Raw genomic sequence first — 25518 nt, 5'->3', positions numbered from 1 at the left:
GGCAAACTCGCGCCGCTCACTAGAGGAACTGGAATGGTAGCTACGCTCAAAGACGTCGCGATACGGGCGGGGGTTTCGACCTCGGCTGTGTCACGCACATTTACCGACGGGGCATCGGTGTCAGAAAAAATGCGCCGCAAAGTGGAAAAGGCTGCAGCAGACCTCGGCTACAGGCCGAACTTTCTCGCCCGCAGCCTGACAACCCGCCGCACAAAACTGATCGGCCTGGTCAGTAACAACTTTCACAACCCTATTTTCCTGGAGGTTTTTGACCTCTTCACCCGCCGCTTGCAGGATGTCGGCCTGCGCCCGCTGCTGGTGAACCTGAGCAAGGAAACAGACCCAGAGCATTCCCTGCAAATGCTGCACCAATATTCTGTGGACGGGGTTATCGTGGCCTCCTCCACCCTGCCGCCCGCCTTTTCCAAAGCATTCCGCGACAAGAAAATGCCCGTGGTCAACACCTTTGGCCGCTATTCCAGCAGCCCCGAGGTGCATGTGGTTGGCATCGACAACGTAGAAGCAGGGCGCATGGCGGCCCAATCTCTGCTGGCGCGCGGATATAAAAACGTCGCCTTTCTAGGCGGTCCCGAAGCCGCGACCTCCACTCAGGACCGCCTCAAAGGCTTCCGCGAAGAGCTGGCAAATCACGCCGGCATCCAGACCTCGCATTCCTTCGCAGAGGAATATTCCTTTCAGGCGGGACGCAAGGAAATGCTGCGCTTGGCGCAGGGCAATCTGGCCGAGGCCTATTTCTGCGGCGATGATGTTCTGTCCATCGGCGTGCTTAGCGCCATCAAGGATGAAGGCTTAGGCGTGCCCGAAGACATCGGCGTGATCGGTCTGAATGATATGGAAATGTCGAGCTGGGAGAGCATCGCGCTGACCACGATCCACCAACCGATCAAACACATCATCAACTCCTCGGTCGAGCTGATGGCCGCCATGCTGGATGAACCGGACCGCTACCCCGAGGCCCGGCTCTTTCCTTGTCGTATCATTGAGCGCGGAACCCTGCGCCCTATCCCCGATACATAGGCGGCCGCGCATCCATCCATGCGCCTTGTTCCTTGGCCGAGGCAACCGCCGTATGCACCGCCGCCATAGAGCGCACACCCGCCGCCGCATCGGGCAGCCCGTCACGTGTCTCGCCTTTGATCGCATCGGCCAGATCGCAATAGATATTCGCCACAGCCAGCGGGAAGCCTTCGGGATGCGCGATAGAGACACGCGACAGGCGCTGCGCATCCGAGTGCAAACCGCCCTCACCCTTTTCGATGATCTGCGTCCGGCCACCGACAGGTGTATAAATCAACTGGTTCGGCTGTTCTGACGCCCAGCGCAGGCCGCCTGTCTCACCGAACACCTGAATATCAAACCCGTGCTGACGCCCGATCGCCACCGACGAGGTCCAAAGCCGCCCGACTGTGCCGCCGCTCATGCGGAAATTGACCATCGCGTCATCTTCCAACTCGCGGCTGGGGATCGTCGAGGCAAAATCAGCCGAGAGCGTCTCGACCTCATCATCGCAGATAAAGCTTGCCATATGCAGCGCGTGAATCCCGCAATCGGCAAACTGTCCAGACACGCCCGCCATCGCCGGATCATAGCGCCAGCGCACGCGCGGGTTATCCGCATCCGTCGCATCGCCGTGATGCCCGTGGCTAAAGTTCGTGACCACCAACCGGACCTTGCCCAACTCACCCGCGCGCACCATAGCGCGGGCCTGACGAACCATCGGATAGGCCGAATAGCAATAATTCACCGCGCAAATCTTGCCCGTTGCCTCGACCACACGCACGATCTCTTCGCCCTGTTCAACAGTCATCGTCATCGGCTTTTCACACAGCACGTTGAACCCCGCCTCCAAAAAGGCCTTGGTGATCTCGAAATGCGTGGCATTGGGCGTGGCAACGGTGACCAGATCAACGCGGTCCGCGCGCCCCTTCTCCCCCTCCAGCATCTCGTGCCAGTCGCCATAAGCACGGTCTGCCGCGATGCCCAGACGCCGGGCGTAGTCGCGGCCCTCCTGCGCGCGGTGGTCCAATGCGCCAGCGGCAAATTCAAACAGCCCATCCGCCTGTGCTCCCAAACGGTGCGCAGGCCCGATCTGGCTGCCTTCACCGCCGCCGATCATACCCCATTTTAATTTTGTCATCGTCAGTATTCCTTAGAAACCAATAGATTGTAGATATTCACGGTTGGCTGCTGCGTCCTCCAGCGGCGTGCCGGGCATGGCAGGGTCACAGTCTTGCTCGACCGTGCACCACCCTTCAAACCCCGCCTCCAACAAACACTGGCGAACAGCCGCAAAATCCACATCCCCCTGCCCCAGATTGCAGAAAATCCCCTGACCGCAGGCCGTGTAGAAATCCGTGCGCTTGGCCACAACATCCGCCTTCACCACCGGATCAATATCCTTGAAATGCATGTAGGAAATGCGGTCCATATTGCGCTTCATAAAGGCCACAGGATCAAACCCCGCATAAGAGTGATGCCCCGTGTCAAAGCAGATCTTCAGAATGCTCTCATCCACCTCGGACAACAGGCGCTCCAGCTCTGGCTCAAAATCCATAAACCCCGCAGCATGGGCATGGATCGAAGGGATCAACCCGTATTCTTCACGGCCCATCTTGGCAATCGTGGCGATACGGTCGCGGTAAGCGGTCCATTCCGCCTTATCCATCTGCTCGGCCTCAGTGGCACGGCCCGCAGTCGGCGCACGGCGCGGCGAGATACTGTCGATCAAGACCAGATGCTCGGCCCCATGGGCGACCAGTGCCTGACAGGTGCGTTTGGACGCATCCAGCACATCTTCCCACATTTCCGGATCATGGAAGGCCCGAAAAACCACGCCCCCAATGATCTCGAGCTCCCGCTTTGCCAGCTCAGGCGCCAGTACCGCAGGATCCTCGGGCATATACCCGATAGGGCCCAGCTCGATCCCCTTATATCCCGCGCCAGCGCATTGATCCAAGACCGTCTGCCACGCAGGATAAGAAGGATCGCTGGGAAACTCGATGCCCCAAGAACAGGGCGCGTTGCCAATTTTTATTGTCATTCTAGTGCCTTTCAAAAACTTAAACGCTGTCCACCTCGACCCATGCCTTGGCACGCGACGAGGCCAAAGCAGCGGCGACAACTTGGTTCACATCCATGCCATCCTTGAAGGTTGGCCAAACGGGAGTGTTGGTTTCAATGGCGCGCAGAAAATCGCGGGCCTCAATAATGATTTGATCCTGATAGCCCGTGCCATGCCCCGGCCCCTGGCAAAAAGGCGCGTAGTCAGGATGCGCCGGACCCGTCAGGATTTTGCGAAAGCCGCGCGTGGCCTCTGGCTCCTCCGCCGAATAAAGCCACAGCGCATTCTGATCCTCCTGATCAAAGCGGATCGCGCCCTTGGTCCCTGTTATCTCATAGGCATAGCCCATCTTGCGGCCATGGCTGATCCGGCTGAAATACATCTGCCCCATGGCCCCATTGCGGAACCGGCACATAAGCTGGCCGTGATCATCATTGGTCACCGCGCCCCCGGGCCGCTCAGCATGCACTGTCTCAACCTCGGCAATGAGCGATGCAATCGGCCCAATCAGCGCCATGGCCCCATTGATCATATGCGGCGCAAGATCGCCCATCGTCCCATTTGCATCCCCCAACGTGCGCCAATTCGCTGGCGCGGAAGGATCAGCAAGGAAATCTTCGGTATGCTCACCGCGGAACCATGTGACATCCCCAATCGCCCCATCGGCGATCAGCTTGCGCGCGAACTGGCTGGCCGGTGTGCGGATATAGTTAAACCCCGTCATGCTGACCTGCCCCTCGGCTGCGGCCACCATCGCACGGCTGTCCTCCAGCGACGCGCCCAGCGGCTTTTCGCAAAACACAGGCTTGCCCAAAGCAAAAGCCGCCTCAGCAATGGCGCGGTGGTATTCCTGCGGCGTGGCGATGATGATTGCTCCCACGTCAGGGTCCTTCACCAACGCCTCCCAATCGCTGGTCGCCCGTGCAAATCCGAACGCCTTGCGATACCGCTCGGCGCTTTGCGGCGAGCTGGCACAGACCATCTCCAGACGCGGCCGCAGCGCCGTATCAAAGACCGCGCCAACAGCCGCCATAGCGACAGCATGCGCCTTGCCCATATAGCCGCCCCCAACAATACCAATGCCTATTTCTGTCATTGCGCTGTGCTTTCTATGAAATTATGTTTGCAACCGGTTGCAAAATACGTATCCTTGGATTCTAAATCGTGCAACCACCAATCTCCTTCTTGGGCGTATTTTGGGAATAAATTTGACCATGACAGACAAAACCCTTCGACTGACAACAGCGCAGGCGATCATCAAATACCTGAGCAATCAGTACATCGAGGTGGATGGCCACGAGTTGCGCCTGTGTGGCGGCGGCTTTGGCATTTTTGGCCATGGTAATGTCACCTGCTTAGGCGAAGCGCTCTTTGATGCGCGCGAAGCGCTGCCGCTTTATCGCGGCCAGAACGAGCAAAGCATGGGGTTTGCCGCCGCAGGCTATGCCAAGCAATGGCTACGCCAGCGGTTTATGTTCTGCACGGCAAGCGCGGGCCCCGGTACAACAAACCTGCTGACCTCTGCTGCGTTGGCCCATGCCAATCGCCTGCCCATGCTGATGCTTTGCGGCGATACCTTCCTGACGCGCCTGCCTGATCCGGTGTTGCAGCAGCTTGAACATTTCAACAATCCCGCCCTCGGCGTGAATGACGCCTTCAAGGCCGTCACCCGCTATTGGGACCGGATCACCCATCCGGCGCAGGTTATCCAATCCCTCCCCGCCGCTTTGGCCATGATGCTGGACCCTGCCGACTGCGGGCCTGCCTTCATCGGATTGCCCCAAGACGTGCAAGGCTGGGCCTATGACTACCCCGAGCGTTTCTTTGAAAAGCACGTGCACCGCATCCGACGCCAAAGCCCCGATCCCTTAGAGATCACCCAAGCGGCGGCCCTGCTGGGCGCGGCCAAGCGGCCGATGATCATCGCTGGTGGCGGCGTGCAATACTCAGGCGCAGTGGCAGAGCTGACAGCCTTTGCTGAAGCGCATAACATTCCCGTTGTCGAAACCATCGCGGGTCGCGCGAACCTTGTGCAAAACCACCCGCTCAACATCGGCCCCCTTGGCGTCACAGGCTCCGACAGCGCCAATGCGATTGCCGCCCAAGCCGATGTCATCCTTGCTGTGGGCACGCGGCTTCAGGACTTCACAACCGGATCATGGACAGCCTTCGCCAAAGATGCCGCCATCATCGGCATGAATGTAGGCCGCCATGACGCGGTAAAACACCTCTCCTTGCCCGTTGTGGGCGATGCCAGATGCAGCCTGACCGCTTTGAGTGGCGCCATGGGCGACTATCAAGCCCCCGCCCCTTGGACCCAAGCCGCCCAAGCAGAGCGGGTCAAATGGGTGGCCTATACGGATGCGATTACAGCCGTCGGAAGCGGCCCGAACTCCTATGCGCAGGCCATTCGCGCCGTCAACGACCTATGCGACCCCCGCGACCGTGTTGTGGCCGCCGCCGGAGGCCTACCCGCCGAGGTCACCGCCCATTGGCAAACCAAAGATATCGGCACCGTTGACGTTGAATTCGGCTTTTCCTGCATGGGCTATGAGATTGCCGGCGGCTGGGGCGCGCGCATCGCGCAATTTGAACGCGAACCCGACCAAGACACTATTATTTTCATCGGTGACGGCTCTTATATGATGCTGAACTCCGACATTTACTCCTCGGTCCTCTCTGACCGAAAACTGATCATCTGCCTGCTCGACAATGGCGGGTTTGCGGTCATCAACAAGCTGCAAAACAACACCGGCAACGAGAGCTTCAACAACCTGATCGCCGACTGCCCCACGGTGCCGCATCCCTTCGGCGTTGATTTCCACGCCCATGCCGCGGCCATGGGAGCGAATGCCGAAACGGTCTCGAATGCTGCGGAATTGGGCGAGGCATTCAAACGCGCAAAAGCTGCAGACAAGACAACCGTGATCTTGATGAACGTCGATGCCTATGAGGGCTGGACCACTCAAGGCCACACATGGTGGGAGGTCGGCACACCCCATGTGACCGACAACCCCAAAGTCGCCGAAAAACACACCGAGATCGAGGCCGAGCGCGCCAAACAACGGAAGGGCATCTGATGAAGGCTGTGTTTCCCGGCATAAGGCAGAACAACTTTGTCGTTATCGGACGCGTGGGCATGGACATGTTCCCCGCCCCCGGCGAAGCGGTTGAGAATGCGGATAATTTCACCGCAGATATGGGCGGATCCTCTGCCAATATCGCAGCGGGGATCGTCAAGCTTGGCGGGTCTGCCGCCTTGGTGACGCGCGTCTCGGATGATGCGGTGGGCCGGTTTTGCGTGAACAAGCTGAAGCACTACGGCGTTGAGACAACCCACGTCACCCCCGTGGGCGGCGAAGCGCGCAACTCTCTGGCCCTCTATGAAAGCCGCGTTGAGGGGCACCAATCGGTGATCTACCGCAACGGAGCTGCGGATTTCGAGATGACGCAGGCGGATGTTGAGGCGGTCGACTACACCCGCTTTGGCGCGCTTGTCACCGCCGGAACCGTCTTTGCTGCCGAACCTTCGCGCGCCGCCTCCTTTCGCGCCTTTGAGCTGGCCCGCGCCGCTGGCCTGCCGGTGATTTTCGACATCGACTACCGCCCCTACAGCTGGCCCTCCGCGCAGGTCGCGGAAACCGTTCTGTCCAAAGCAGGTGAGATGTCAGACGTCATCGTCGGCAATGACGATGAATTCGGCTTTATGGCTGGCGACAAATCCAAAGGGCTGGAGAAAGCCCGCGCATTGGCCGCAACCACGGCGGCGATCGTTGTCTATAAAATGGGCGAACACGGTGCCATCACCTTTGCCAATGGCCAAGAACTCCGCACCGGAATCTACCCTGTCACGGCCCTCAAACCCACCGGTGCCGGCGACAGCTTCATGGCGGGCATGCTCTCCTCCCTCGCGGCGGGCAATGGCCTCAAGACAGCGGTGCTCGCAGGCTCTGCCTGTGCAGCCATTGTCGTTGCAAAACCCGGCTGCGCGCCCGCCATGCCCTTTCCACAAGACCTCTCAAATTTTCTGGCCAGCCACCCTGGTCCTACCTCTGCCGATTAAGGAATACCCATGCACATTGCCCCTCACGATAACCAGAACAAACCCATCGTTGATGCGGATGACCCCACTGTGCCGCTCAACTATTTCAACATCGTCACCCTCAAGGCAGGCGAAGCCTTTGAGTATCAGGTTCCGGGCTATGAGACCTGCATCGTGCCTGCGACAGGCACAGTTGATGTCTCGGTGGAAGGGGCCGCGTTTACAGCGCTTGGCAACCGCACCGTAGATGTCTGGGACGGAGAACCTGAAGGCGTTTATGTGCCTGTCGGGGCCAAGGTCACGATTGTGGCCACCCGCGACACGGAAACCTTCATCGCTGGCGCCAAATACGACAAGGTGCTCGATCCGTTTGACGTGCGTGTGGCTGAGCTGGACAAGGTACAATACGGCTCGGATGAGACAAAAACCCACCGTAAAATCAAACACATCCTTGGACAAAAACAGCACGACAAAGTCGGCCGCCTGCTGGTGAGTGAGCTGTTCACCGTAGGCCAAGGCGGCTGGTCTGGCTTCCCTGCACATAAACACGATACCGACAACCTCCCCCATGAGACGCGCCACGACGAGACCTATAACTTCCGCTTCAAGCCCAACCACGGCTCTGGCGTGCAAATCCTGCAACGCGAAGAAGGCGTGCCCGGCGATGCCTATCAACTCATGGACCGCTCCACGATCATGATCGACAAAGGCTATCACGCCTGCGCGGTGATGCCGGGCTATGAGATGTATTACTTCACCATTCTGGGCGGGCTCAGCCAACGCAGCCTTGTGCAGTTCTTCCAGCCGACCCATGCCTATCAGGTCGAAACGATTCCGGGCATCAAAGACATGGTGGCCAAGTTCAAATGACACTGGCAACCCTACGCGATGTCCTGCAACCCGCGCTCGCAGGGCGCTATGCCGTTGCCGGTTTGGTCACATTGGGCTGGGAAGACATGCGCGCCTTTGTTGCCGCCGCCGAGGCCGAAGGCTGCCCTGTCATCCTGCAGGCAGGACCCTCCTGCCGCGCCCATACGCCCCTGCCCATACTGGGCAAAATGTTCCGCCATCTGGCCGAAGCCGCCAGCGTGCCGGTCGTCGCCCATCTGGACCACGGCTATACCCCTGAGGAATGCCGCGAAGCACTCGACAGTGGCTTTACCTCGCTGATGTTTGACGGGTCACGCATGCCGCTTGCTCGAAACATCGACGAAACCGCAGCCATCGCCGAGATGGCCCATGCCGCCGGTATCTCCTGCGAGGGGGAAATCGGCTTTGTCGGCTATGCGCAGGGCGAAAGCTCTGCGGGAACCGACCCCGCCGAGGCTGCCAAATTCGCGGCCGATACAGGGGTCGACGCCATGGCGATCTCAGTGGGCAATGTGCATCTGCAACAAGACAAAGAAGGCGGTCTGGACGAGGCCCGCATCCGCGCCATTGAAGCGCTCACACCTGTGCCGCTGGTCATTCACGGCGGCTCTGGCGTGCCGGTGGCCCAACGCAACGCCCTCGCCCGCGGCTCCTCTATCTGCAAATTCAACATCGGAACCGAGCTGCGCATGGCCTTCGGAGAAGCCCTGCGCGAAGCGGTCAACACGGACCCTTCCCGCTTTGACCGCGTCAGCATTTTAAAAGAAACCCATGACCCAATGGTAACCGCCACGCGGCGCGTCCTCGCAGCCATGGGCCATAACGACAAAGAGACATAATATGTTGAGAGTAGGAATTCTGGGCTGTGGGCGTATCGGGCAGGTCCACGCACGCACGATCATGCGGTTGACGGAGGCCAAGATTGTCGCCGTCTCAGATGCTTTTGCGCAATCCGCAGAGGCGCTCGCGACCCAAACCGGCGCGCAGATCCGCGACACAGACGCAATCGTGGCAGCAGATGATATCGACGCGGTGATCATCTGCACCCCAACAGACACGCATTTCGACATTATCCAAGCCAGCACAAAGGAAGGCAAAGCCATCTTCTGCGAAAAGCCGGTTGATATGTCATCTGAAAACATACGCAGTTGTATGGAAGCCGTGGCAGGCCATGGCACGCCCTTCATGACCGCCTTCAACCGCCGCTTTGATCCCAATTTTGCCAATGTGCAATCACGCATCGTCGCAGGTGAGATCGGCGCGGTTGAGATCGTCACGATCCTGTCGCGCGATCCCAATCCCCCGCCCCTCAGCTATATCAAAACATCCGGCGGCATCTTCCGCGATATGATGATCCACGACTTTGACATGGCGCGCTTTTTGCTGGGCGAAGAGCCTGTGCAGGTCTTTGCCGTGGGGGCCGCGCTGGTCGATCCCGAGATTGCTACAGCAGGCGATGTCGACACCGCGGCTGTCACCCTGACCACTGCAAGTGGGAAAATCTGCCAGATATCCAACTCGCGCCGCGCCAGCTATGGCTATGACCAGCGCATCGAAGTGCATGGGGCCAAAGGCATGCTGCGCGCCGAAAACATGCTTGAGAACACCGTGGAAATGGCAACCCAAGCAGGCTTCCGCCGCGCCCCCGCACAGCATTTCTTCCTTGAGCGCTACGAGGCCGCCTATCACGCCGAGATGACCCATTTTATCGAGGCTTTGACCACAGGGAAAACCCCGACGCCCACAGTCACGGATGGGTTAAAGGCACAGCTCATCGCCGATGCGGCCGCAGAGTCCTTGAAAACAGGACAGCCAGTGGCATTATGAGCCGTTAAAATGCGCCCTTCGGTTCACCCGAAATACGCCCCCTGTCCGATTTGAACATATGGATGTCGGGTTTCAAAGCGACATAAGCGCGGGAATCAAGGAATACTCCTCAACAGGAGGTCCGATTTCATGCGCTATTCCGGTTTCAAAGTTATTAAAGAGGCCCTGACAGGCCACAAAGGGTGGAAACCCGTCTGGCGCGATCCGGAACCTCAAAGCCATTATGATATTATAATTATCGGTGGCGGCGGGCACGGGTTGGCGACGGCCCATTATCTGGCCAAAATTTACGGCGAGAAGAAAGTCGCCGTGATCGAGAAAGGCTGGATCGGTGGCGGCAATGTCGGGCGCAACACGACGATCATCCGCTCGAACTATCTGCTGGACGGGAATGAGCCGTTTTATGAATTCTCGCTCAAGCTTTGGGAAAATCTGGAGCAGGATCTGAATTATAACGCGATGGTTTCCCAACGCGGTATTATGAATTTGATCCACTCGGACGCGCAACGCGACGCCTTTATCCGGCGCGGCAATGCGATGATGCTGAACGGCGCAGATGCCGAATACCTCGACCTTGCGCAGATCAGGAAGGAATACCCTTTCCTCAACTTCGACGATGCGCGTTTTCCGATCAAGGGCGGGTTGGCCCAACGCCGCGGCGGCACCGTGCGCCACGACGCAGTCGCCTGGGGCTATGCGCGCAGTGCCGATCGCCAAGGTGTCGATATTATCCAGAACTGCGAAGTCACCGGCTTCAGGATCGAAGGGGGCAAATGTCTGGGCGTCGAGACCTCGAAAGGGTTCATCGGGGCCACGCGTGTAGGCTGTGCTGTTGCGGGGTCTTCGGGGCGTCTGATGGCCAAGGCAAATATGCGACTGCCCATCGAGAGCCATGTCTTGCAGGCCTTTGTCTCGGAGGGGCTCAAGCCGTTGATCCCCGGTGTCATCACCTTTGGAGCGGGCCATTTCTATGTGTCGCAATCCGACAAGGGTGGTCTTGTGTTTGGCGGCGATATTGACGGCTATAACTCATACGCCCAGCGCGGCAACCTGCCCGTGGTCGAGGACGTCTGCGAAAGCGGCATGGCCATCATGCCGATGATCGGCCGCGCACGGCTGCTGCGCATGTGGGGCGGGATCATGGATATGTCCATGGACGGCTCACCCATCATTGACCGGACCCATATCGAAGGGCTCTATTTCAATGGCGGCTGGTGCTATGGCGGCTTCAAGGCCACGCCCGCGTCGGGCTATGCCTTTGCGCATCTTCTGGCCCGCGATGCCCCCCACCCCACGGCCACAGCCTACCGTTTTGACCGGTTCGAGACCGGGCATATGATTGACGAAAAAGGAATGGGCAATCAGCCCAATTTGCACTGATGATTATTGATCACCCCCTTCTTGGCCCCCGCGACAGCGCGGAATTCATCTATCTCGGCGATGCTAGCCTAATCGAGCGGCCCGCCCCCGAAACCGCAACAGCGCAGGAGTGGCACGCATATGCCTATCTGCGGGGCAATCCGGCCGGCACCCACCGCGAGCTGTGGTGGCACGAGGGAGGCGACCGCTCATGGTTGGTTGTCACCCGCGACACGCTCACCCATGAGATCACCAATGTCGAAATCGCCCGCGATGTGGCACGCAAAATGGGACGCTCGAAATGACCCAACCCAATCGACTGAAAGGCGGGCAGATCAACCGCGCCAAGCCGCTCAATTTCCGGTTCGATGGTAAATCCTACACCGGCTATCAGGGTGACACGCTGGCCTCTGCATTATTGGCCAACGGCGTGCGCCTGATGGGCCGTTCGTTCAAATATCACCGGCCCCGCGGGCCGCTGACGGCTGGTTCGGAAGAACCCAACGCCCTAGTCGAGTTGCGCAGCGGTGCGCGCAAAGAGCCCAACACAAGGGCCACCACAATCGAGCTTTACGACGGGCTATCGGCCAAGTCGCAAAACCGCTGGCCCTCCCTTGCCGTGGACGCCATGGCAATCAATGACCGGCTTTCCAACTTCCTGACCGCAGGGTTCTACTACAAGACCTTTATGTGGCCCGCCGCGTTCTGGGAGAAAATCTATGAGCCGATCATCCGCAAGGCAGCCGGGCTTGGATCATTGTCCAAGATGGAAGATCCCGACAGCTATGCCAAAGGGTTCCGCCACTGCGATCTTTTGATCATCGGCGCAGGGCCCGCAGGCCTGTCTGCGGCCTTGACGGCCGGGCGCTCGGGTGCCGAAGTCATTCTTGCGGACGAAGATTTCGCGATGGGTGGGCGGCTAAACTCGGAAACGATTGCCCTAGATAACGATAGCGCAGACCGCTGGGTGGCCCAAACACTGGCCGAACTGGCGTGCATGAACAATGTCCGCCTCATGCCGCGCACCACCATCATTGGCGCGTTTGACCACGGTATCTATGGCGCGGTCGAGCGGGTCAGCGACCACCTGCCCACCCCACCCAGCGGCAAGCCGCGTCAAATTCTGTGGCGTATCTATGCCCGCAAGGCGCTGCTGTGTGCAGGTGCTACCGAAAGGCCCATTGCCTTTGACAACAACGACCGGCCGGGCATCATGCTGGCCTCTGCCATGCGGAGCTATGTCAACCGCTGGGCAGCCACCCCCGCAAAACGCGTGGCGATTTTCACCCACAATGACGACGGGCACCGCACCGCGGCCGATCTACATGCATCAGGGGTCAGGATTACTGCTGTTGTGGACACAAGAGCGGATGCACCTTTCAGTGATCAATACGAAGTCCTTAAAGGGGCACAGATCGTCGACACGATGGGGCGCTTGGGGCTGACATTTGCCAAATTGCGGCTCCCAGACGGCTCCGAGCGTATTCTGGAATGCGGCGCAATCGGTGTATCGGGCGGCTGGAACCCCAATGTGCATCTGACGTGCCATCAACGTGGTCGCCCCACATGGGATGACAGCCTTGCGGCCTTTGTTCCGGGTGGCACTCTTCCTCCGGGCATGTCGGTCGCCGGTGCGGCCATGGGCCGGTTCTCGACCCACGGCGCGCTGGTATCGGGCGCGGCCCAAGCCGCGGCAGCCCTTGGCATCACTGCCGCCGGTCCCACACTCCCGGTGGCCGAGGATGCGCCGGTAAAACAAACGCCGTTCTGGTATGTAGAGGGCTGCTCACGGGCATGGCTGGACCAGCAGAATGATGTGACCGTGAAGGATGTAAAGCTCAGCCATCAAGAGGGCTTCCGCTCGGTCGAGCACCTCAAGCGTTATACCACATTGGGCATGGCAACCGATCAAGGCAAAACATCCAATATGGGCGGCCTTGCAATCATGGCCGAACTGGCGGGAAAGACCATCCCCGAGGTCGGCACCACGATATTCCGCCCCCCTTATACACCCACGGCCATTGGCGCCTTGGGTGGCCGTGCGCGCGGCACAGATTTCCACCCGACCCGCCTCACGCCCTCGCACCACTGGGCAAAGGAGCAAGGTGCCGTGTTTGTCGAAGTCGGCAACTGGATGCGCGCGCAATGGTTCCCCATCGCCGGTGAAACCCATTGGCGCGAAAGTGTCGACCGCGAAGTAACAGCCACGCGCGCCTCTGTCGGGGTTTGTGATTGCACCACATTGGGTAAAATTGATGTGCAGGGCACCGATGCCGCCGCCTTCCTGAACAAGGTCTATTGCAACGGCTTTGCCAAGCTCCCCGTCGGCAAGACCCGTTATGGCCTCATGCTGCGCGAGGATGGCATCGCCATGGATGACGGCACTGCGGCCCGTCTGGCCGAAGATCATTTTGTGGTCACCACCACGACGGCGAATGCGGGCAAGGTGTTCCAGCATCTCGAATTTCTACGCCAATGCCTGTTCCCCGATATGGATGTGCAGCTGATCTCGACCACTGAAGGTTGGGCGCAATATGCGGTCGCGGGCCCGAATTCTCGCAGATTGCTGCAAAAAATTGTGGATGCCGACCATGACATCAGCAATGAAGCCTTTCCCTTTATGGCTTGCGCGAACATCACCGTTTGCGGCGGGTTGCGTGCGCGGCTATTCCGCATCTCTTTCTCGGGTGAGCTGGCCTTCGAGATCGCTGTGCCCTCCAGATACGGCGATGCGTTGATGCGCAGGTTGATGCGCGAGGGCGAGGAATTCAACGTCACCCCTTACGGCACCGAAGCCTTGAGTGTGATGCGCATCGAAAAAGGTCATGCGGCAGGCAACGAGCTGAACGGGACCACCACCGCGCTGAACCTTGGAATGGGGCGGATGGTGAGCAAGACAAAAGACAGCATCGGTGCAAAACTTTCCGAGCGCGCCGGCCTGAACGAACCCGATGCCCTTATGCAAGTGGGGATCAAACCCGTTGATCCAACACAAAAAATCACCGCCGGTGGCCACCTGATGAATGCCAGCGGCCCCGTAGATGCCGCCCATGATCAAGGCTATGTCACCTCTGCGGCCTTCTCGCCCGAGGTGGGCAGCATGATCGGTCTGGGCTTTTTGAAAGGCGGCGGCGCGCGGCACGGCGAACACATGCGTCTGGTATCGCCCGTGACCGACCTCACCGTAGAGGTGCAAATCGTTTCGGCCCATTTCGTTGACCCAGAAGGAGAACGCCTCCGTGCATGATTTGATAGCCATCACCGCCCTTGGCGGCACCGAGCCACGGGTCGACAAAGTTGCCAGTGTGACATGCACCGAGGTCACCAATCAAGCGCTTGCCTCTGTTGCGGCCCGCCTTGGCAAAGAGACCGGGTGCGCCAGCGCGCTGCAATCCCTGCTGAAGGCCACGCCGCCCCTCGCAGGCAAAGCGTACTTGGGCACGCCCTTTTCCGCAATCTGGACCGGACCGGATCAATGGTTGGTTGCCGCGGATTTCGACAGCTTTGAAGACATCGAAGCTCAGGTCAAATCCAGCTTGGGCGACAACGCGTCGGTGACAGAGCAAAGCGATGCGTGGTGTGGTTTTGATCTGGCGGGCGACGGCATCCGGCTGGTGATGGAGCTGCTGTGTAATGTGAATATCCGCGCCATGCAGCACGGCGACGCAACGCGCACGTCAATCCATCATCTGGGATGTTTTGTAATCTGCGCCGATGCCCAAGGCTTTATCCGGATCCTTGGGCCACGTGCCTCTGCGGGTTCTTTGCATCACGCCATCCTGACCGCGATGAAATCCGCCCTTTAACAGGGCACAGCCCCCCAGCCCCTAAACCGACGGGACCGGAATATTATCGCGCACCCGAAAGCTGTTGATGCGGGCGCGGTCCTCTTGGGGCGAAACCCCGAAGGCCGCGCTATAATGGGCCTTTAACGGGGTCGTTGACGCATATCCCACCGCAGCGGCCACATCGGCAAAGCTGTCTTTTGAATAAAGCACCAACTGCCGCGCAGCCTTCATGCGTAGCGCGCGATAGTAATGCGACGGGCTTTGGCCAGTGGCCTTTTTAAAAGCCCTCTCGATCTGGCGCGGAGTGACGGCTAGCGCTTCGGCTACTTCGTTAATCGAAGTTGTCTCTTCGATATGCTGCGAAAACAACGCGGCGGCGCGGGCGACCAGATCGGGAAAGCGCGCGTCAGGGCTTTCTTGCATCGGTATTCGTTGCCGAACCCCTTCGCCGCGCATCATCGGGTGCTGGAACCAACATGCCACCTCATGGGCCACATCCGCGCCGAACACTTCCTCAACCATGCGCAGCGCCAGATCAAAGGCCGCCGCAGCGCCCGATGCCGTGTGGCACCGCCCGCTTGTGACGATCACCTCATCCGCGGCATCCACCTGCGGAAATTCGGCGCGAAAGGCCGCCTCATAGCACCAATGGACCGAACAGCGCTGTTGTTCCATCACGCCCGAGCGGACCAAGGGAAACACCCCCCCGCTAATGCCACCCAAAGTGACCCCGTGTCGTTGCAAACCCCGCAAAATCCCGTTCGATGCTTTTTCATGCACAAACCTGCTGCCCGGGCTGCTGAGCAGGAACAGCACGTCCAGCGCCTGAGCCTCGGCCAAGGCGCAATCCGGCTCAAAGGAGACTTCCGCACTTGATGTGACCTTGCTGCCGTCCTCCGACACCAGCTTCCACCCGAAGCGCAGCTGGCCCGCAATCTCATTCGCCGCGCGCAGGGGTTCTATCATCGAGGTCAGACAGGCCATGGGAAAGCCCGGAAAAATCAAAAAACCGATCTGCTGAATTTCGCTCTTTGTCATTTTGTCAGGCCAAATAGATCACGCTACAGGCCGATGCTAACGACATTTTCCGGTGATGGGAATTGCCCGCAGCTGGCAATTCAGCTGTTATTGCGGCAAATTTCCTGTACCAGATTCTATAGGCCCTGCCCTGTGCCCCCACACAGACAGCACCGCAGATTGCATTTACCCCCCCTTTTGCCCGCGCAGGCAATTTTTGCAAAGGATACAACATGATGCCCGACAATGCCCCCGCAGACATGAGCACTGCCGAATGGGATACACGTGTAAATCTGGCAGCCGCCTACAGGCTGGCGGCGCATTTTCGGTTCACCGATCTGATCTATACCCATATCACCGCACGCGTCCCCGGCGAGGACGGGCATTTCCTGATCAACCCCTACGGCTTGCGCTGGGAAGAAATCACCGCCTCGAACCTTGTGAAAATCGACGTGGAAGGAAACAAGGTCTGCTCCTCCAGCTATCCGGTCAATCCCGCAGGTTTCACCATCCATTCGGCCATTCACCGCAGCAGCCACGATGCAGCATGGATCATGCACACCCATTCGCGCGCGGGGGTTGCTGTCTCCACGATGGAAGAAGGATTGCTACCGCTCAACCAGATTGCGCTGCAATTCTACAGCCGGATTTCCTATCATGATTACGAAGGCATCGCGCTGGATCTGGCAGAACGCGAACGGATCGTGGCCAGCCTTGGAAACAATCAGGCCCTTATTCTGCGCAACCACGGTCTTTTGACAACCGGAGCCACCGCAGGGCAGATGTTCAACAATATGTTCTACCTTGAACGCGCTTGCGAAATTCAGGTTGCATCCCTGTCTATGGGCCAACCGCTGCGCGTGGTGCCAGATGATCTGGCCCGACATGTGGCCGCCCAATACGACAGCCCCATGGGCGAAGATGATGATACAGCCCTCGAATGGGCCGCACATCTGCGGATGTTGGAAGAGCACCACAAAGATTACAAAACCTAAGCGTCAGAACTGCGCGGGGTAAAGCCTGCTCTCGTTTGCACGGCACAACAAAGGGAAGCTATGTATGAACAGCTCGACGGGCACGGTTTGCGGCGAAATCTGCGTATTCGGAGACGTCGACGCGCCCGATTTTCCGGCATGGATTTTGCGCCATGCCAGTAAATTGGGGCTTTGTGATGTGCAAACGAAACTGCGGGATGGCTATCTTAGCATATCCGCCTTCGGGCACGAAGAAATGTTGAACGCGCTCGCCTTGGGATGCAGTTTGGGTCCGGCGAGCATTCATGTCGACCGGATCGAATTTACCACATCTAAAAGTGATTAAAATTTAGGAGCCGGCTGTCGGGGACCTTGTCTGTTTTACGATTTCGCCCCTCTCTCCCAGCTCCGGTGCTTGAGGTCAGCACAACAGCATGCGACGTTCGATCGTTAATATTTTATGCGGAGCATTACGTGGGCTGGATCGCAGTCGGTTTAGGGAATGACTTGAGGTCTGGCATGGCCATGCCTGCACGGATTGATAGCGTGGATCTTGCGATTTGGCGGTCCGCGTCTGGTGCCGTACACGCCTGGGGGGATCGCTGCCCGCATCGCGGAATGCGGTTATCACAGGGCTTTGTGCGCGGGGAAACGCTGTCGTGTATTTATCACGGCTGGCAATATGACAGTGACGGCGGGTGTTCCTACATCCCCGCCCACCCCGATCTTGTTCCCCCCAAAAGCATCTGCGCAACAACATATGACTGCATCGAAAGCGGCGGCCTGATCTGGGTCGAGCTGAACGCGCCAACGTCCAAACCACCCCTGCTTCCCGATGCTGCCGCCCTGAGGTCATTGCAAATTGCCGCGCCGGTGGACGATGTTGCCACCTTTTTGGAGGCGACGGACCAAAGCGTTATCGATACGGGCGACGCTGTTGTCGTACTGCAACCCACCGACAAGGCAAGCTGCATGATCCATGTTCTGGCACGGCAAAACCCCAAGCAAACCTCCCGCTGGGCAGAGACCCTGCGCAAGCAGATCGAGGAGCAAGCCGCATGAGGCCCGAGATCGAAAACCATTGGTATCCTGTTGCCATGTGTTCAGGCATCACGACCCCGAGGGAGACACTGCTGCTGGGCAAAACCATCACCCTTGGCGGGCAACCGGGCGCGTTCTGGGTGCGCGACGCTGCCGGCAACAACCTTCAGGCTGTCGAACGCTACGGGCATCTATGGGCCAGCCCCGGCCAGCCCGAGCGCCCGCTGTTCACCATTCCCGAAGCCGAAGAACAGGGCCGCAGGCTGGTTGATTGCGGCTCTATCAAAGTCCGATGCTCCCCCCTGCGCGCGGTCGAGAACTTTCTTGATATCGCGCATTTTCCCTTCATCCACACAGATATTCTGGGCGCGGAATCCCATACCGAGGTTGAGCGGTATGACGTGAAAATCCGCGAAGACGTGAATGAGGTTTGGGCCACAAAGGTAAAGTTCTTCCAACCGCAGGCCGCGCAATCGGCGGATGGGGGTATTACCACAGATTACATGTACCGCGTCGCTGCCCCCACGGTATCGGTATTGTACAAAACCTGCCCCCCGCGCCCCGGCGCATGGGATGTTATCACCTTGTTTGTTCAGCCATTGACCGAAGAATGGTGCGAGGTCTGGCCATGGATGGCCCTTTACGATGACGCCACCCCGATGTCCGATCTGGTCAGCTTCCAGCAGATGATTTTCATGCAGGACCGGTCCATTCTCGAAAACCAGATACCTGCAAAACTCCCCCTTGATCCGGGGATGGAGACGCCCACACAGGCGGATCTAACCTCCGTGGCATATCGCAGATGGCTCAAGAAAATCGGCTATACCTATGGCGCACAGGTGGTCGCGGCATGATCCTGTATGACTATATCCTCAGCGCGAGCTGCTACAAGGTGCGCCTGATGGCGGCGCTGCTATCGCGGCCATTGCAATTGAAAGCGGTCAATTTTCATCCGCTAAAAGAACATAAATCCGCTGACCTGCTTGCGCTCAATCCCGCAGGCACGCTGCCGATCCTTGTGGACGGTCCCCTTGTGCTGACTGATACGGCGCAAATACTGCGCCATCTGGTATCCTCCCAAGCACCAGACTGGCAAAGCGATCAGGACGCGCAATGGCTCGCATTCGCACGAACCCTCAACGACACTCTGGGTGCCGCCCGCTTGCATGACATTCTGTCCTATGATGTCGATATTGCCCAAGCACGCAAGGACGGCGTGAAGCAGTTGCGCATATTGGAAGAACATCTGAGCGAGCAGCGGATCGACGGCCTCGGGTTCGTGACAGGTGACAGGCCCACAATCGCTGATATCGCCTGTTTCCCTAATACCGCCCTTGCCCCTGACGGGGGGATCAGCCTTGATCCCTATCCTTCGATCAGGCTGTGGCTGCGCGACATCCGCGCCCTGCCCGGTTTTATCGAAATGCCCGGCATCCACCGCCTTCATGAACTCGCAACACCGCCGGGAGCCTCCCTTTGAAATCCATTTTGTTCAAATCCTGCGAGGCCATCGTGACCTCCGCCTCCGAACCGGTTTTATGGCACCATGATCTGCTTGTTGAAGGCAGCGCGGTCAAAGCAATCGGTCCCGACCTGTCGGCATCCGCGCAAGGCTGTGAAATCATCGACGCCACGGGAATGTTCATCTACCCCGGCCTCGTGAATACGCACCACCACTTCTTCCAGTGTTTTGTACGCAACCGCGCCGAGCTGGACTGGACGCGCTATTCAGTGATCGAATGGCTCGACCGTATCTACCCTGTGTTTTCACGCCTGACCGAAGACTGTTTTTACCACAGCTCGGTCGTTGCGATGGCCGAATTGATCAAGCACGGCTGCACAACAGCGTTTGACCATCAATATTGCTTCCCGCGCCATGCTGGCAGCCGGATCATCGACCGGCAATTCGAAGCAGCAGAGCTTTTGGGTATGAGGTTTCATGCCGGCCGAGGCGGAAATACACTGCCCAAATCGGAAGGGAGCACAATCCCTGACGAGATGCTCGAGACCACGGACGGGTTTATCAATGACTGCGCCCGCGTGATCGACGCTTATCACGATCCTGACCCGTATTCCATGCGGCAGGTGGTTGTGGCCCCCTGTCAACCAGTGAATTGCTACAAAGAGACCTTTGTGGAATCGGTCCGGTTAGCCCGCGACAAGGGAGTGTTTTTGCACAGCCACGTCGGCGAAGGGGAAAGCCCTGTGATCGAACAGGTGCATGGCAAACGCACTGTGGATTATTGCGAAGACATTGGTTTTGCGGGTGCCGACACGTTCTATGCCCACGGCTGGGAGCTGACCCGCGCCGAGCTGGCGCAAATGGGAGCAAGCGGCACGGGCATATCCCATTGCCCCGAACCTGTGTATCTTGTGGGTGCGGAAGTCACCGATATTCCCGCGATGGACGCGCTGGGATTGCGGATTGGTCTGGGTGTGGACGGGGCGGCCTCTAACGACAACTCCAACCTGATGCACTGTGTGCATTCGGCCTATATGCTGCAATGTCTGGCGGCATCAGGCCGTCAGGATCCCGTGCCAACCCCAAGCCGTTTTCTATCCTATGCAACGGAGGGCGGCGCATCTTTGCTGGGGCGTAAAGACATCGGAGCGCTCAGACCCGGTATGGCGGCCGATCTTTTCGCTATTGATACGCGCAAGCTTGACTATGTGGGCACACGCCACGATCCGATCAGCCTGATTGCCAAAGTCGGTGTGGGTGCCACTGTGGACTTAACGATGATCAACGGGCGCGTTGTCTGGGCCGATGGGGCATTCCCCCACCTTGATGAACACGCGCTATTTCACGCAGCCGAAGCTGCACTTCATACAATACTACCGAAAAACACCAATGGGGGACTATAAATGTCAGAAAATATGAAACGCCGCAGCTTTATCAAAGGCTCACTTGCCGCGACCACCGCAATTGCATTGCCGATGCAAGCACTGGCTCAGGACGTGTTGAAAATGGGTGTTGTTCTACCCTCACCCGCCGCTGACGTGGGCTGGTCTCACACATTGATGGCCGGGGTCGAAGCGGTGAAAGAAACCTACGGCGACAAGTTGGAAGTCACCGTTCTGGAAAACATCGCCGAAGGGCCCGATGCGGACCGTATTGCCAACGGTCTGGTCGCTGAGGGCAACAAGGTGCTGTTGCTTGGCTCATTCGGCTATCAGAATGGCGGTATCCAGATCGCCAAGCGCAACAAAGACGTGTCCATTATCCATGCATCCGGCTACCTGACAGAGCCCAACTTCTCGCCCTTTACCGCGAAATACTGGCAGGGCACCTATTTGATGGGCATGGCAGCGGCATCCGTCACCAAGACCAAAAAGCTGGGCTGTGTGGGTGCCTTTGCCATCCCCGAGCTGATCACCTCGATCAACGCATTCATGTTGGGCGCACGTTCCGTTGATCCCGAAATCGAGATGAGCGTTGTCTGGGTCAACTCATGGTTTGATCCGGCCTCCGAACAGGAAGCTGCCAAAGCACTGATTTCGCAAGGTGTCGATGTCATCTTCTCCAATGCCCAAGACACCCCATCCGTGATTGCCGTGGCCGAAGAGGCTGGCGTCTATTCCTACAACCTGAACTCCTCGATGGTGAAATACGCGCCTTCCAAATATCTGGGCGTTGTCGGCACCGATTGGGCCCCCCATTTCAAACATCTCGTCGATGGGCATCTGAACGGGACATTTGAAGGCGAAAACTTCTGGCTCGGCATGGAGGATGAGGTCGTCTACACCGCCGATTGGAATGCAGATATCCCTGCCGATATGGTTGCTCGCATTACCAAAACACAGGCCGCCATCAAGGATGGATCATTTACCGTTTTCCAAGGTCCGCTGGTTGACCAATCAGGCACCGAACGTGTGGCCGACGGTGTGGCAATGACAGACGGTGAAATTCTTGGCATGGACTGGCATGTTGCTGGCGTCACCACGCCGCTGCCGTCATGAACGATACCGCAACCGCGCTTTTGACCCTGTCAGGGGTGTCCAAGCGTTATGGCGTGGTGCAGGCAAACAAGGGGATCGATCTGGAGGTACGCTCTGGGTCGATCCACGCAGTGCTGGGCGAAAACGGGGCCGGAAAATCGACCCTGATGAAGATGATCTACGGGGTTGAGCAGCCTGATGAGGGCGCGATCTTGTGGAATGGTACACCTGTTCAACTGGCCCGCCCTTCTGACGCGCAGGCCTTGGGCGTTGGTATGGTGTTCCAGCATTTCTCACTGTTTGAAACGCTCAATGTTGTACAGAATGTCTCGCTTATGGTGCCGGGTCCGCAGGCAGAATTAGCCAAACGGATTACTGAGCTGGGCGAAAACTTTGGCTTGAAAGTCGACCCTGAGGCGATGGTGCACCGCCTGTCAGTGGGCGAGCGGCAAAGGATCGAGATCATCCGCTGTTTACTCTTGGAGCCCAAGCTGCTGATCCTTGATGAACCGACCTCGGTGTTGCCGCCACAAAGCGTACGGTTGTTATTCGAGACCCTGCGCAGCTTGCAAGCAAAGGGCATGGCAATTTTGTTCATCTCCCACAAACTCGATGAAATCCGCGAGCTTTGCGATGAGGCAACAGTGCTGCGCGGAGGCGAAGTGACAGGCCGCGTGGATCCACGTACCCAAACCGCCAGCGATCTGGCGACACTCATGATCGGCCATGAGATGCCGAAACTGGCAGCACCTGCGGCGACGACCACCGGCGATATGCGCCTTTCGCTCAACGATCTTGATCTGCCCGCCAAAACCCGTTTCGGCACATCGCTCAAGTCGGTCAATCTAGACCTTCGCGGGGGCCAGATCATTGGAATAGCGGGAATTTCCGGAAACGGACAACAAGAACTCGCCGCTGCTATATCGGGGGAAACGCTCTCTCCTTCCGCGGGAATGGTGACGCTCATGGGCAAACGGGCCGGTCGCCTTGGCCCTGCGGCGCGCCGCGCGCTCGGGTTCGGCTTTGTTCCCGAAGAACGCTTGGGCCGCGGTGCCGTGCCCGAGATGTCACTGGCTGACAACAGCCTGCTCACTGGCCACCGCAAAGGAATGCTCCGCCGTGGTTTTATCAACCGCAAATCCGAACGCGCCTTCACAAAAGCCTGTATTCGGGATTTCGATGTGCGCACCTCCAGCCCCGATGCCGAAGCCGGCGCGATGTCTGGTGGGAATTTGCAAAAATTCATTCTGGGGCGCGAGATTATGTTGCAGCCCGACGTGATCCTTGTATCCCAACCGACATGGGGCGTTGATATTAAGGCCGCAACTGCTATTCGGCGGCGGCTTCTCGACATGCGCGACGAAGGGGCGGCAATTTTGGTGATATCCGAAGAACTAGAAGAGCTGTTCGAGATTTGCGACGTCCTGCATGTGTTGCACGAAGGGTCCCTGTCGGCCCCGCTGGATGCTGCGACAACGACCGCTCAGGACATCGGAGCGCTGATGATTGGAGCCACAGCTTGAAGATTCAGATGATCCGGCGCGACAGCTCTTCGCGTCTTGCTATGGTCGGTGCGCCTGTTTTGGCACTGGGCCTTGCCTGTTGTACCAGCCTGATCCTATTTGCGCTGCTTGGAAAACCTGCGGGAACCGCCCTTTTTGCGCTGTTGCTCAAGCCGTTCCTGAGCTGGTACAGCTTTTCTGAAGTGCTGCTCAAGATGGCCCCGCTGCTGATAATCGCGCAGGGGCTGGCCATCGGATTTCGTGCCAATATTTTCAACATCGGCGCAGAAGGCCAGTTTATCATCGGTGCCATTTGCGCATCTGCCCTGCCCGTCTGGTATCCTGATGGCGCGTTCCCTTTCATGTTGCCCGCGATGATATTAGCCGGTGCGTTGGGAGGGATGCTATATGCGATGATCGCCGCAGCGCTCCGCACCCGATTTGGTGCATCCGAAATTCTGGTCACATTGATGCTGAGCCTGATTGCGGTTCAGGTGTTGAACTATCTTTTGCTGGGCCCGTGGAAGGACCCGCGCGGGTTCAACTTCCCCCAATCGGTGATGTTCCCCGACAATGCGCTTTTGCCGCTGTTGTTTGAGGGAACCCGCACCAATATCTCGCTGATCTTTGCGCTGGTGGCCAGCGTTCTGGCGCATCTTCTGATGCAAAACCACTTTGTCGGATACCAGCTCCGCACTGCAGGCCTGGCCCCTCGCGCAGCGCATTATGCGGGCTTTAACGCACCACGCATGATCTGGCTCTGCCTTGCGCTCGGGGGATTGGCCGCCGGTATTGCCGGGGCCAGCGAAGTCGCCGGACCGCTTGGGCAATTACAAAGATCTGTGCCCTCGGGCTATGGCTATGCTGCGATCATCGTGGCCTATATGGGCGGCTTGCGCCCCCTCGGCATTGTCGTATCAAGCTTCCTGATCTCGGTCATCTATATCGGCGGCGATAGCGCGACCGTCAGCGCGGGCCTGCCCGTTGCCGCAGTCGAGGTCTTTCAGGGTCTGCTGCTGGTGTTTTATTTGCTTACTTTCACCCTGATCCGTTTTCGGATCGCATTTAGCCAAAAGGGTGCTGCATGAATGTGATCGAGTTCCTTCTGGCTGGCACAGTTGCCGCCGCCCTGCCCATGCTGCTTGCGGCATTAGGGGAAATGGTTGTTGAAAAAACCGGCCTGCTGAACCTAGGGCTTGAAGGGATGATGGCACTTGGCGCTGTGATTGCCTTTATCTGCGTTTATGAAACCGGATCGCATGTTCTGGGCTTTGGTGTCGCCGCCTGTGCAAGCGCGGCATTCGCCATGATTTTTGCGGGGTTGGTATTAGGTGTCAAAGCCAATGAGGTGGCAGCAGGGCTTGGCCTAAGCGTGCTTGGACTGGGGTTATCGGCCTTGTTTGGCAAATCCTATGAAAGCCTGACCATTAGCGGCCTGCCAAAAATGGGCCTGCCTGTCATTTCCGAAATCCCCGTGATCGGCCCTACCCTTTTCACTCAGGATATTGTCGTCTGGCTCACCATCATCGGGGCATTTGCCCTATGGTATCTGCTGACGCGGACCAAGATCGGCCTTGTTATTTCAGCGATCGGCGAAAGCAGCACAGCCGCGCGTGCCATCGGTTATCCTGTCAGTGCAATTCAATGCGCCGCAATCGCCTTTGGTGGCGCGTTGTGTGGATTGGCAGGTGCCTATGCGTCGACGGTCTATACGCCACTTTGGGCCGATGGCATGATCGCAGGCCGCGGGTGGATCGCCGTGGCGCTGGTGGTATTCGGCGCATGGAAGACAGGGCGTGTCGTATTCGGTGCGCTCGTGTTCGGGCTTTTGTCCTTGGGAGAGCTCACGGCCCAAGCCGAAGGGGTGGCATTGCCATCGCAATTCCTGTCAAGCCTGCCCTACATCATCACGATCCTGATGCTTGTTGTGATTTCAAAACGAAACCCTGCGCCCTAACCCAACCTTCGCCGCGGGGGCGAAAGAGTTTCTAAGATTTCATCACAGCACGCATTTAATAAGCGTTCGGCCGATACGGTGATTTGGACGTCATAGGTGAATTTTTACTGCCTCAATCGC

At 58.4% G+C, this 25518-nt stretch carries 24 protein-coding genes; 20 read left to right on the top strand and 4 right to left on the bottom strand.

Annotated elements, in window-relative coordinates; genetic code table 11:
• The first annotated feature begins 33 nt into the window (after positions 1-33).
• Positions 34-1038: a LacI family DNA-binding transcriptional regulator gene (locus tag ABJM03_RS00900; protein WP_348414955.1), complete on the top strand. Its 1005-nt coding sequence runs from the start codon at positions 34-36 to the stop codon at positions 1036-1038.
• On the opposite strand, the gene ABJM03_RS00895 is transcribed toward ABJM03_RS00900, so the two are convergent.
• Genes ABJM03_RS00895 through ABJM03_RS00885 form a run of 3 tightly spaced genes read right to left on the bottom strand, consistent with a single transcriptional unit; the run spans position 1022 to position 4178 of the window.
• Positions 1022-2158, bottom strand: a complete 1137-nt coding sequence (locus ABJM03_RS00895) for a Gfo/Idh/MocA family oxidoreductase (protein WP_348414954.1) — start codon at positions 2156-2158, stop codon at positions 1022-1024. The genes ABJM03_RS00900 and ABJM03_RS00895 overlap by 17 nt on opposite strands.
• 12 nt (positions 2159-2170) lie before the next feature.
• Positions 2171-3061: a TIM barrel protein gene (locus ABJM03_RS00890; protein ID WP_348414953.1), complete on the bottom strand. Its 891-nt coding sequence runs from the start codon at positions 3059-3061 to the stop codon at positions 2171-2173.
• A 19-nt stretch (positions 3062-3080) separates the two neighbouring features.
• A complete protein-coding gene (locus ABJM03_RS00885) occupies positions 3081-4178 on the bottom strand; it encodes a Gfo/Idh/MocA family oxidoreductase (RefSeq protein ID WP_348414952.1) in 1098 nt (365 codons plus the stop codon).
• 118 nt (positions 4179-4296) lie between these two features.
• On the opposite strand from ABJM03_RS00885, the gene iolD reads away from it, so the two are divergent.
• The 9 genes from iolD to ABJM03_RS00840 all read left to right on the top strand — a co-directional run bounded on the left by iolD (position 4297) and on the right by ABJM03_RS00840 (position 14986).
• Positions 4297-6162, top strand: a complete 1866-nt coding sequence (gene iolD / locus ABJM03_RS00880) for a 3D-(3,5/4)-trihydroxycyclohexane-1,2-dione acylhydrolase (decyclizing) (protein ID WP_348414951.1) — start codon at positions 4297-4299, stop codon at positions 6160-6162.
• Complete coding sequence (gene iolC, locus ABJM03_RS00875) at positions 6162-7145, top strand: 5-dehydro-2-deoxygluconokinase (protein ID WP_348414950.1); 984 nt, start codon at positions 6162-6164, stop codon at positions 7143-7145. Before iolD ends, iolC begins: the two co-directional genes overlap by 1 nt.
• A gap of 9 nt (positions 7146-7154) precedes the next feature.
• The gene (locus ABJM03_RS00870) at positions 7155-7994 is read left to right on the top strand and encodes a 5-deoxy-glucuronate isomerase (protein WP_348414949.1); all 840 of its coding nucleotides are present in this window, start codon (positions 7155-7157) and stop codon (positions 7992-7994) included.
• Positions 7991-8833: a class II fructose-bisphosphate aldolase gene (locus ABJM03_RS00865; protein ID WP_348414947.1), complete on the top strand. Its 843-nt coding sequence runs from the start codon at positions 7991-7993 to the stop codon at positions 8831-8833. Before ABJM03_RS00870 ends, ABJM03_RS00865 begins: the two co-directional genes overlap by 4 nt.
• A 1-nt stretch (position 8834) precedes the next feature.
• A complete protein-coding gene (gene iolG / locus ABJM03_RS00860; RefSeq protein ID WP_348414946.1) occupies positions 8835-9821 on the top strand; it encodes an inositol 2-dehydrogenase in 987 nt (328 codons plus the stop codon).
• A gap of 129 nt (positions 9822-9950) precedes the next feature.
• Positions 9951-11201, top strand: coding sequence for a sarcosine oxidase subunit beta family protein (locus ABJM03_RS00855; RefSeq protein ID WP_348414945.1), 1251 nt, complete (start codon positions 9951-9953; stop codon positions 11199-11201).
• Positions 11201-11485 carry a sarcosine oxidase subunit delta gene (locus ABJM03_RS00850; protein ID WP_348414943.1) on the top strand — a complete coding sequence of 95 codons (285 nt, stop codon included), beginning with the start codon at positions 11201-11203 and terminating at the stop codon, positions 11483-11485. Before ABJM03_RS00855 ends, ABJM03_RS00850 begins: the two co-directional genes overlap by 1 nt.
• Positions 11482-14427 carry a sarcosine oxidase subunit alpha family protein gene (locus tag ABJM03_RS00845; RefSeq protein ID WP_348414942.1) on the top strand — a complete coding sequence of 982 codons (2946 nt, stop codon included), beginning with the start codon at positions 11482-11484 and terminating at the stop codon, positions 14425-14427. The genes ABJM03_RS00850 and ABJM03_RS00845 overlap by 4 nt, the downstream gene beginning before the upstream one ends.
• The gene (locus tag ABJM03_RS00840) at positions 14420-14986 is read left to right on the top strand and encodes a sarcosine oxidase subunit gamma (RefSeq protein WP_348414941.1); all 567 of its coding nucleotides are present in this window, start codon (positions 14420-14422) and stop codon (positions 14984-14986) included. The genes ABJM03_RS00845 and ABJM03_RS00840 overlap by 8 nt, the downstream gene beginning before the upstream one ends.
• A 21-nt stretch (positions 14987-15007) precedes the next feature.
• Here ABJM03_RS00840 and ABJM03_RS00835 read toward each other — a convergent pair whose 3' ends face one another.
• Complete coding sequence (locus tag ABJM03_RS00835; RefSeq protein WP_348414940.1) at positions 15008-16006, bottom strand: GlxA family transcriptional regulator; 999 nt, start codon at positions 16004-16006, stop codon at positions 15008-15010.
• A gap of 212 nt (positions 16007-16218) precedes the next feature.
• Between ABJM03_RS00835 and ABJM03_RS00830 the strand changes: the two genes are divergently transcribed.
• The 10 genes from ABJM03_RS00830 to ABJM03_RS00785 all read left to right on the top strand — a co-directional run bounded on the left by ABJM03_RS00830 (position 16219) and on the right by ABJM03_RS00785 (position 25398).
• Positions 16219-16980: a class II aldolase/adducin family protein gene (locus ABJM03_RS00830; protein WP_348414939.1), complete on the top strand. Its 762-nt coding sequence runs from the start codon at positions 16219-16221 to the stop codon at positions 16978-16980.
• Between the two features lie 64 nt (positions 16981-17044).
• Positions 17045-17305: an acylphosphatase gene (locus ABJM03_RS00825; RefSeq protein WP_348414937.1), complete on the top strand. Its 261-nt coding sequence runs from the start codon at positions 17045-17047 to the stop codon at positions 17303-17305.
• Between the two features lie 128 nt (positions 17306-17433).
• Positions 17434-18021 (top strand): Rieske (2Fe-2S) protein, encoded by a 588-nt coding sequence (locus ABJM03_RS00820; RefSeq protein ID WP_348414936.1) that lies wholly within the window; start codon positions 17434-17436, stop codon positions 18019-18021.
• Positions 18018-18854: an aromatic ring-hydroxylating dioxygenase subunit alpha gene (locus tag ABJM03_RS00815; protein WP_348414935.1), complete on the top strand. Its 837-nt coding sequence runs from the start codon at positions 18018-18020 to the stop codon at positions 18852-18854. The genes ABJM03_RS00820 and ABJM03_RS00815 overlap by 4 nt, the downstream gene beginning before the upstream one ends.
• On the top strand, positions 18851-19480 hold the full coding sequence (locus ABJM03_RS00810; RefSeq protein WP_348414934.1) for a glutathione S-transferase N-terminal domain-containing protein: 630 nt from the start codon (positions 18851-18853) through the stop codon (positions 19478-19480). Before ABJM03_RS00815 ends, ABJM03_RS00810 begins: the two co-directional genes overlap by 4 nt.
• A complete protein-coding gene (locus ABJM03_RS00805) occupies positions 19477-20865 on the top strand; it encodes an amidohydrolase (protein WP_348414933.1) in 1389 nt (462 codons plus the stop codon). The genes ABJM03_RS00810 and ABJM03_RS00805 overlap by 4 nt, the downstream gene beginning before the upstream one ends.
• A complete protein-coding gene (locus ABJM03_RS00800) occupies positions 20866-21960 on the top strand; it encodes a BMP family ABC transporter substrate-binding protein (protein ID WP_348414932.1) in 1095 nt (364 codons plus the stop codon).
• Positions 21957-23462, top strand: a complete 1506-nt coding sequence (locus tag ABJM03_RS00795) for an ABC transporter ATP-binding protein (protein ID WP_348414931.1) — start codon at positions 21957-21959, stop codon at positions 23460-23462. The genes ABJM03_RS00800 and ABJM03_RS00795 overlap by 4 nt, the downstream gene beginning before the upstream one ends.
• A complete protein-coding gene (locus tag ABJM03_RS00790; protein WP_348414930.1) occupies positions 23459-24529 on the top strand; it encodes an ABC transporter permease in 1071 nt (356 codons plus the stop codon). Before ABJM03_RS00795 ends, ABJM03_RS00790 begins: the two co-directional genes overlap by 4 nt.
• A complete protein-coding gene (locus tag ABJM03_RS00785) occupies positions 24526-25398 on the top strand; it encodes an ABC transporter permease (RefSeq protein ID WP_348414929.1) in 873 nt (290 codons plus the stop codon). Before ABJM03_RS00790 ends, ABJM03_RS00785 begins: the two co-directional genes overlap by 4 nt.
• Positions 25399-25518 lie beyond the last annotated feature (120 nt).

Source organism: Sulfitobacter sp., assembly GCF_039977885.1.
Lineage (GTDB): Bacteria > Pseudomonadota > Alphaproteobacteria > Rhodobacterales > Rhodobacteraceae > Sulfitobacter.
This window is presented reverse-complemented; position numbering and strand designations above follow the sequence as displayed.

Bases quoted from the DNA above. Each gene is read 5' to 3' on its own strand.
- iolC (WP_348414950.1), top strand. From the start codon at position 6,162: ATGAAGGCTGTGTTTCCCGGCATAAGGCAGAACAACTTTGTCGTTATC.
- ABJM03_RS00855 (WP_348414945.1), top strand. From the start codon at position 9,951: ATGCGCTATTCCGGTTTCAAAGTTATTAAAGAGGCCCTGACAGGCCAC.
- ABJM03_RS00870 (WP_348414949.1), top strand. From the start codon at position 7,155: ATGCACATTGCCCCTCACGATAACCAGAACAAACCCATCGTTGATGCG.
- ABJM03_RS00890 (WP_348414953.1), bottom strand. From the start codon at position 3,061: ATGACAATAAAAATTGGCAACGCGCCCTGTTCTTGGGGCATCGAGTTT.
- ABJM03_RS00900 (WP_348414955.1), top strand. From the start codon at position 34: ATGGTAGCTACGCTCAAAGACGTCGCGATACGGGCGGGGGTTTCGACC.
- ABJM03_RS00845 (WP_348414942.1), top strand. From the start codon at position 11,482: ATGACCCAACCCAATCGACTGAAAGGCGGGCAGATCAACCGCGCCAAG.
- ABJM03_RS00865 (WP_348414947.1), top strand. From the start codon at position 7,991: ATGACACTGGCAACCCTACGCGATGTCCTGCAACCCGCGCTCGCAGGG.
- ABJM03_RS00800 (WP_348414932.1), top strand. From the start codon at position 20,866: ATGTCAGAAAATATGAAACGCCGCAGCTTTATCAAAGGCTCACTTGCC.
- ABJM03_RS00825 (WP_348414937.1), top strand. From the start codon at position 17,045: ATGAACAGCTCGACGGGCACGGTTTGCGGCGAAATCTGCGTATTCGGA.
- ABJM03_RS00835 (WP_348414940.1), bottom strand. From the start codon at position 16,006: ATGACAAAGAGCGAAATTCAGCAGATCGGTTTTTTGATTTTTCCGGGC.
- ABJM03_RS00795 (WP_348414931.1), top strand. From the start codon at position 21,957: ATGAACGATACCGCAACCGCGCTTTTGACCCTGTCAGGGGTGTCCAAG.
- ABJM03_RS00785 (WP_348414929.1), top strand. From the start codon at position 24,526: ATGAATGTGATCGAGTTCCTTCTGGCTGGCACAGTTGCCGCCGCCCTG.
- ABJM03_RS00895 (WP_348414954.1), bottom strand. From the start codon at position 2,158: ATGACAAAATTAAAATGGGGTATGATCGGCGGCGGTGAAGGCAGCCAG.
- ABJM03_RS00830 (WP_348414939.1), top strand. From the start codon at position 16,219: ATGATGCCCGACAATGCCCCCGCAGACATGAGCACTGCCGAATGGGAT.
- iolG (WP_348414946.1), top strand. From the start codon at position 8,835: ATGTTGAGAGTAGGAATTCTGGGCTGTGGGCGTATCGGGCAGGTCCAC.
- iolD (WP_348414951.1), top strand. From the start codon at position 4,297: ATGACAGACAAAACCCTTCGACTGACAACAGCGCAGGCGATCATCAAA.
- ABJM03_RS00810 (WP_348414934.1), top strand. From the start codon at position 18,851: ATGATCCTGTATGACTATATCCTCAGCGCGAGCTGCTACAAGGTGCGC.
- ABJM03_RS00850 (WP_348414943.1), top strand. From the start codon at position 11,201: ATGATTATTGATCACCCCCTTCTTGGCCCCCGCGACAGCGCGGAATTC.
- ABJM03_RS00885 (WP_348414952.1), bottom strand. From the start codon at position 4,178: ATGACAGAAATAGGCATTGGTATTGTTGGGGGCGGCTATATGGGCAAG.
- ABJM03_RS00815 (WP_348414935.1), top strand. From the start codon at position 18,018: ATGAGGCCCGAGATCGAAAACCATTGGTATCCTGTTGCCATGTGTTCA.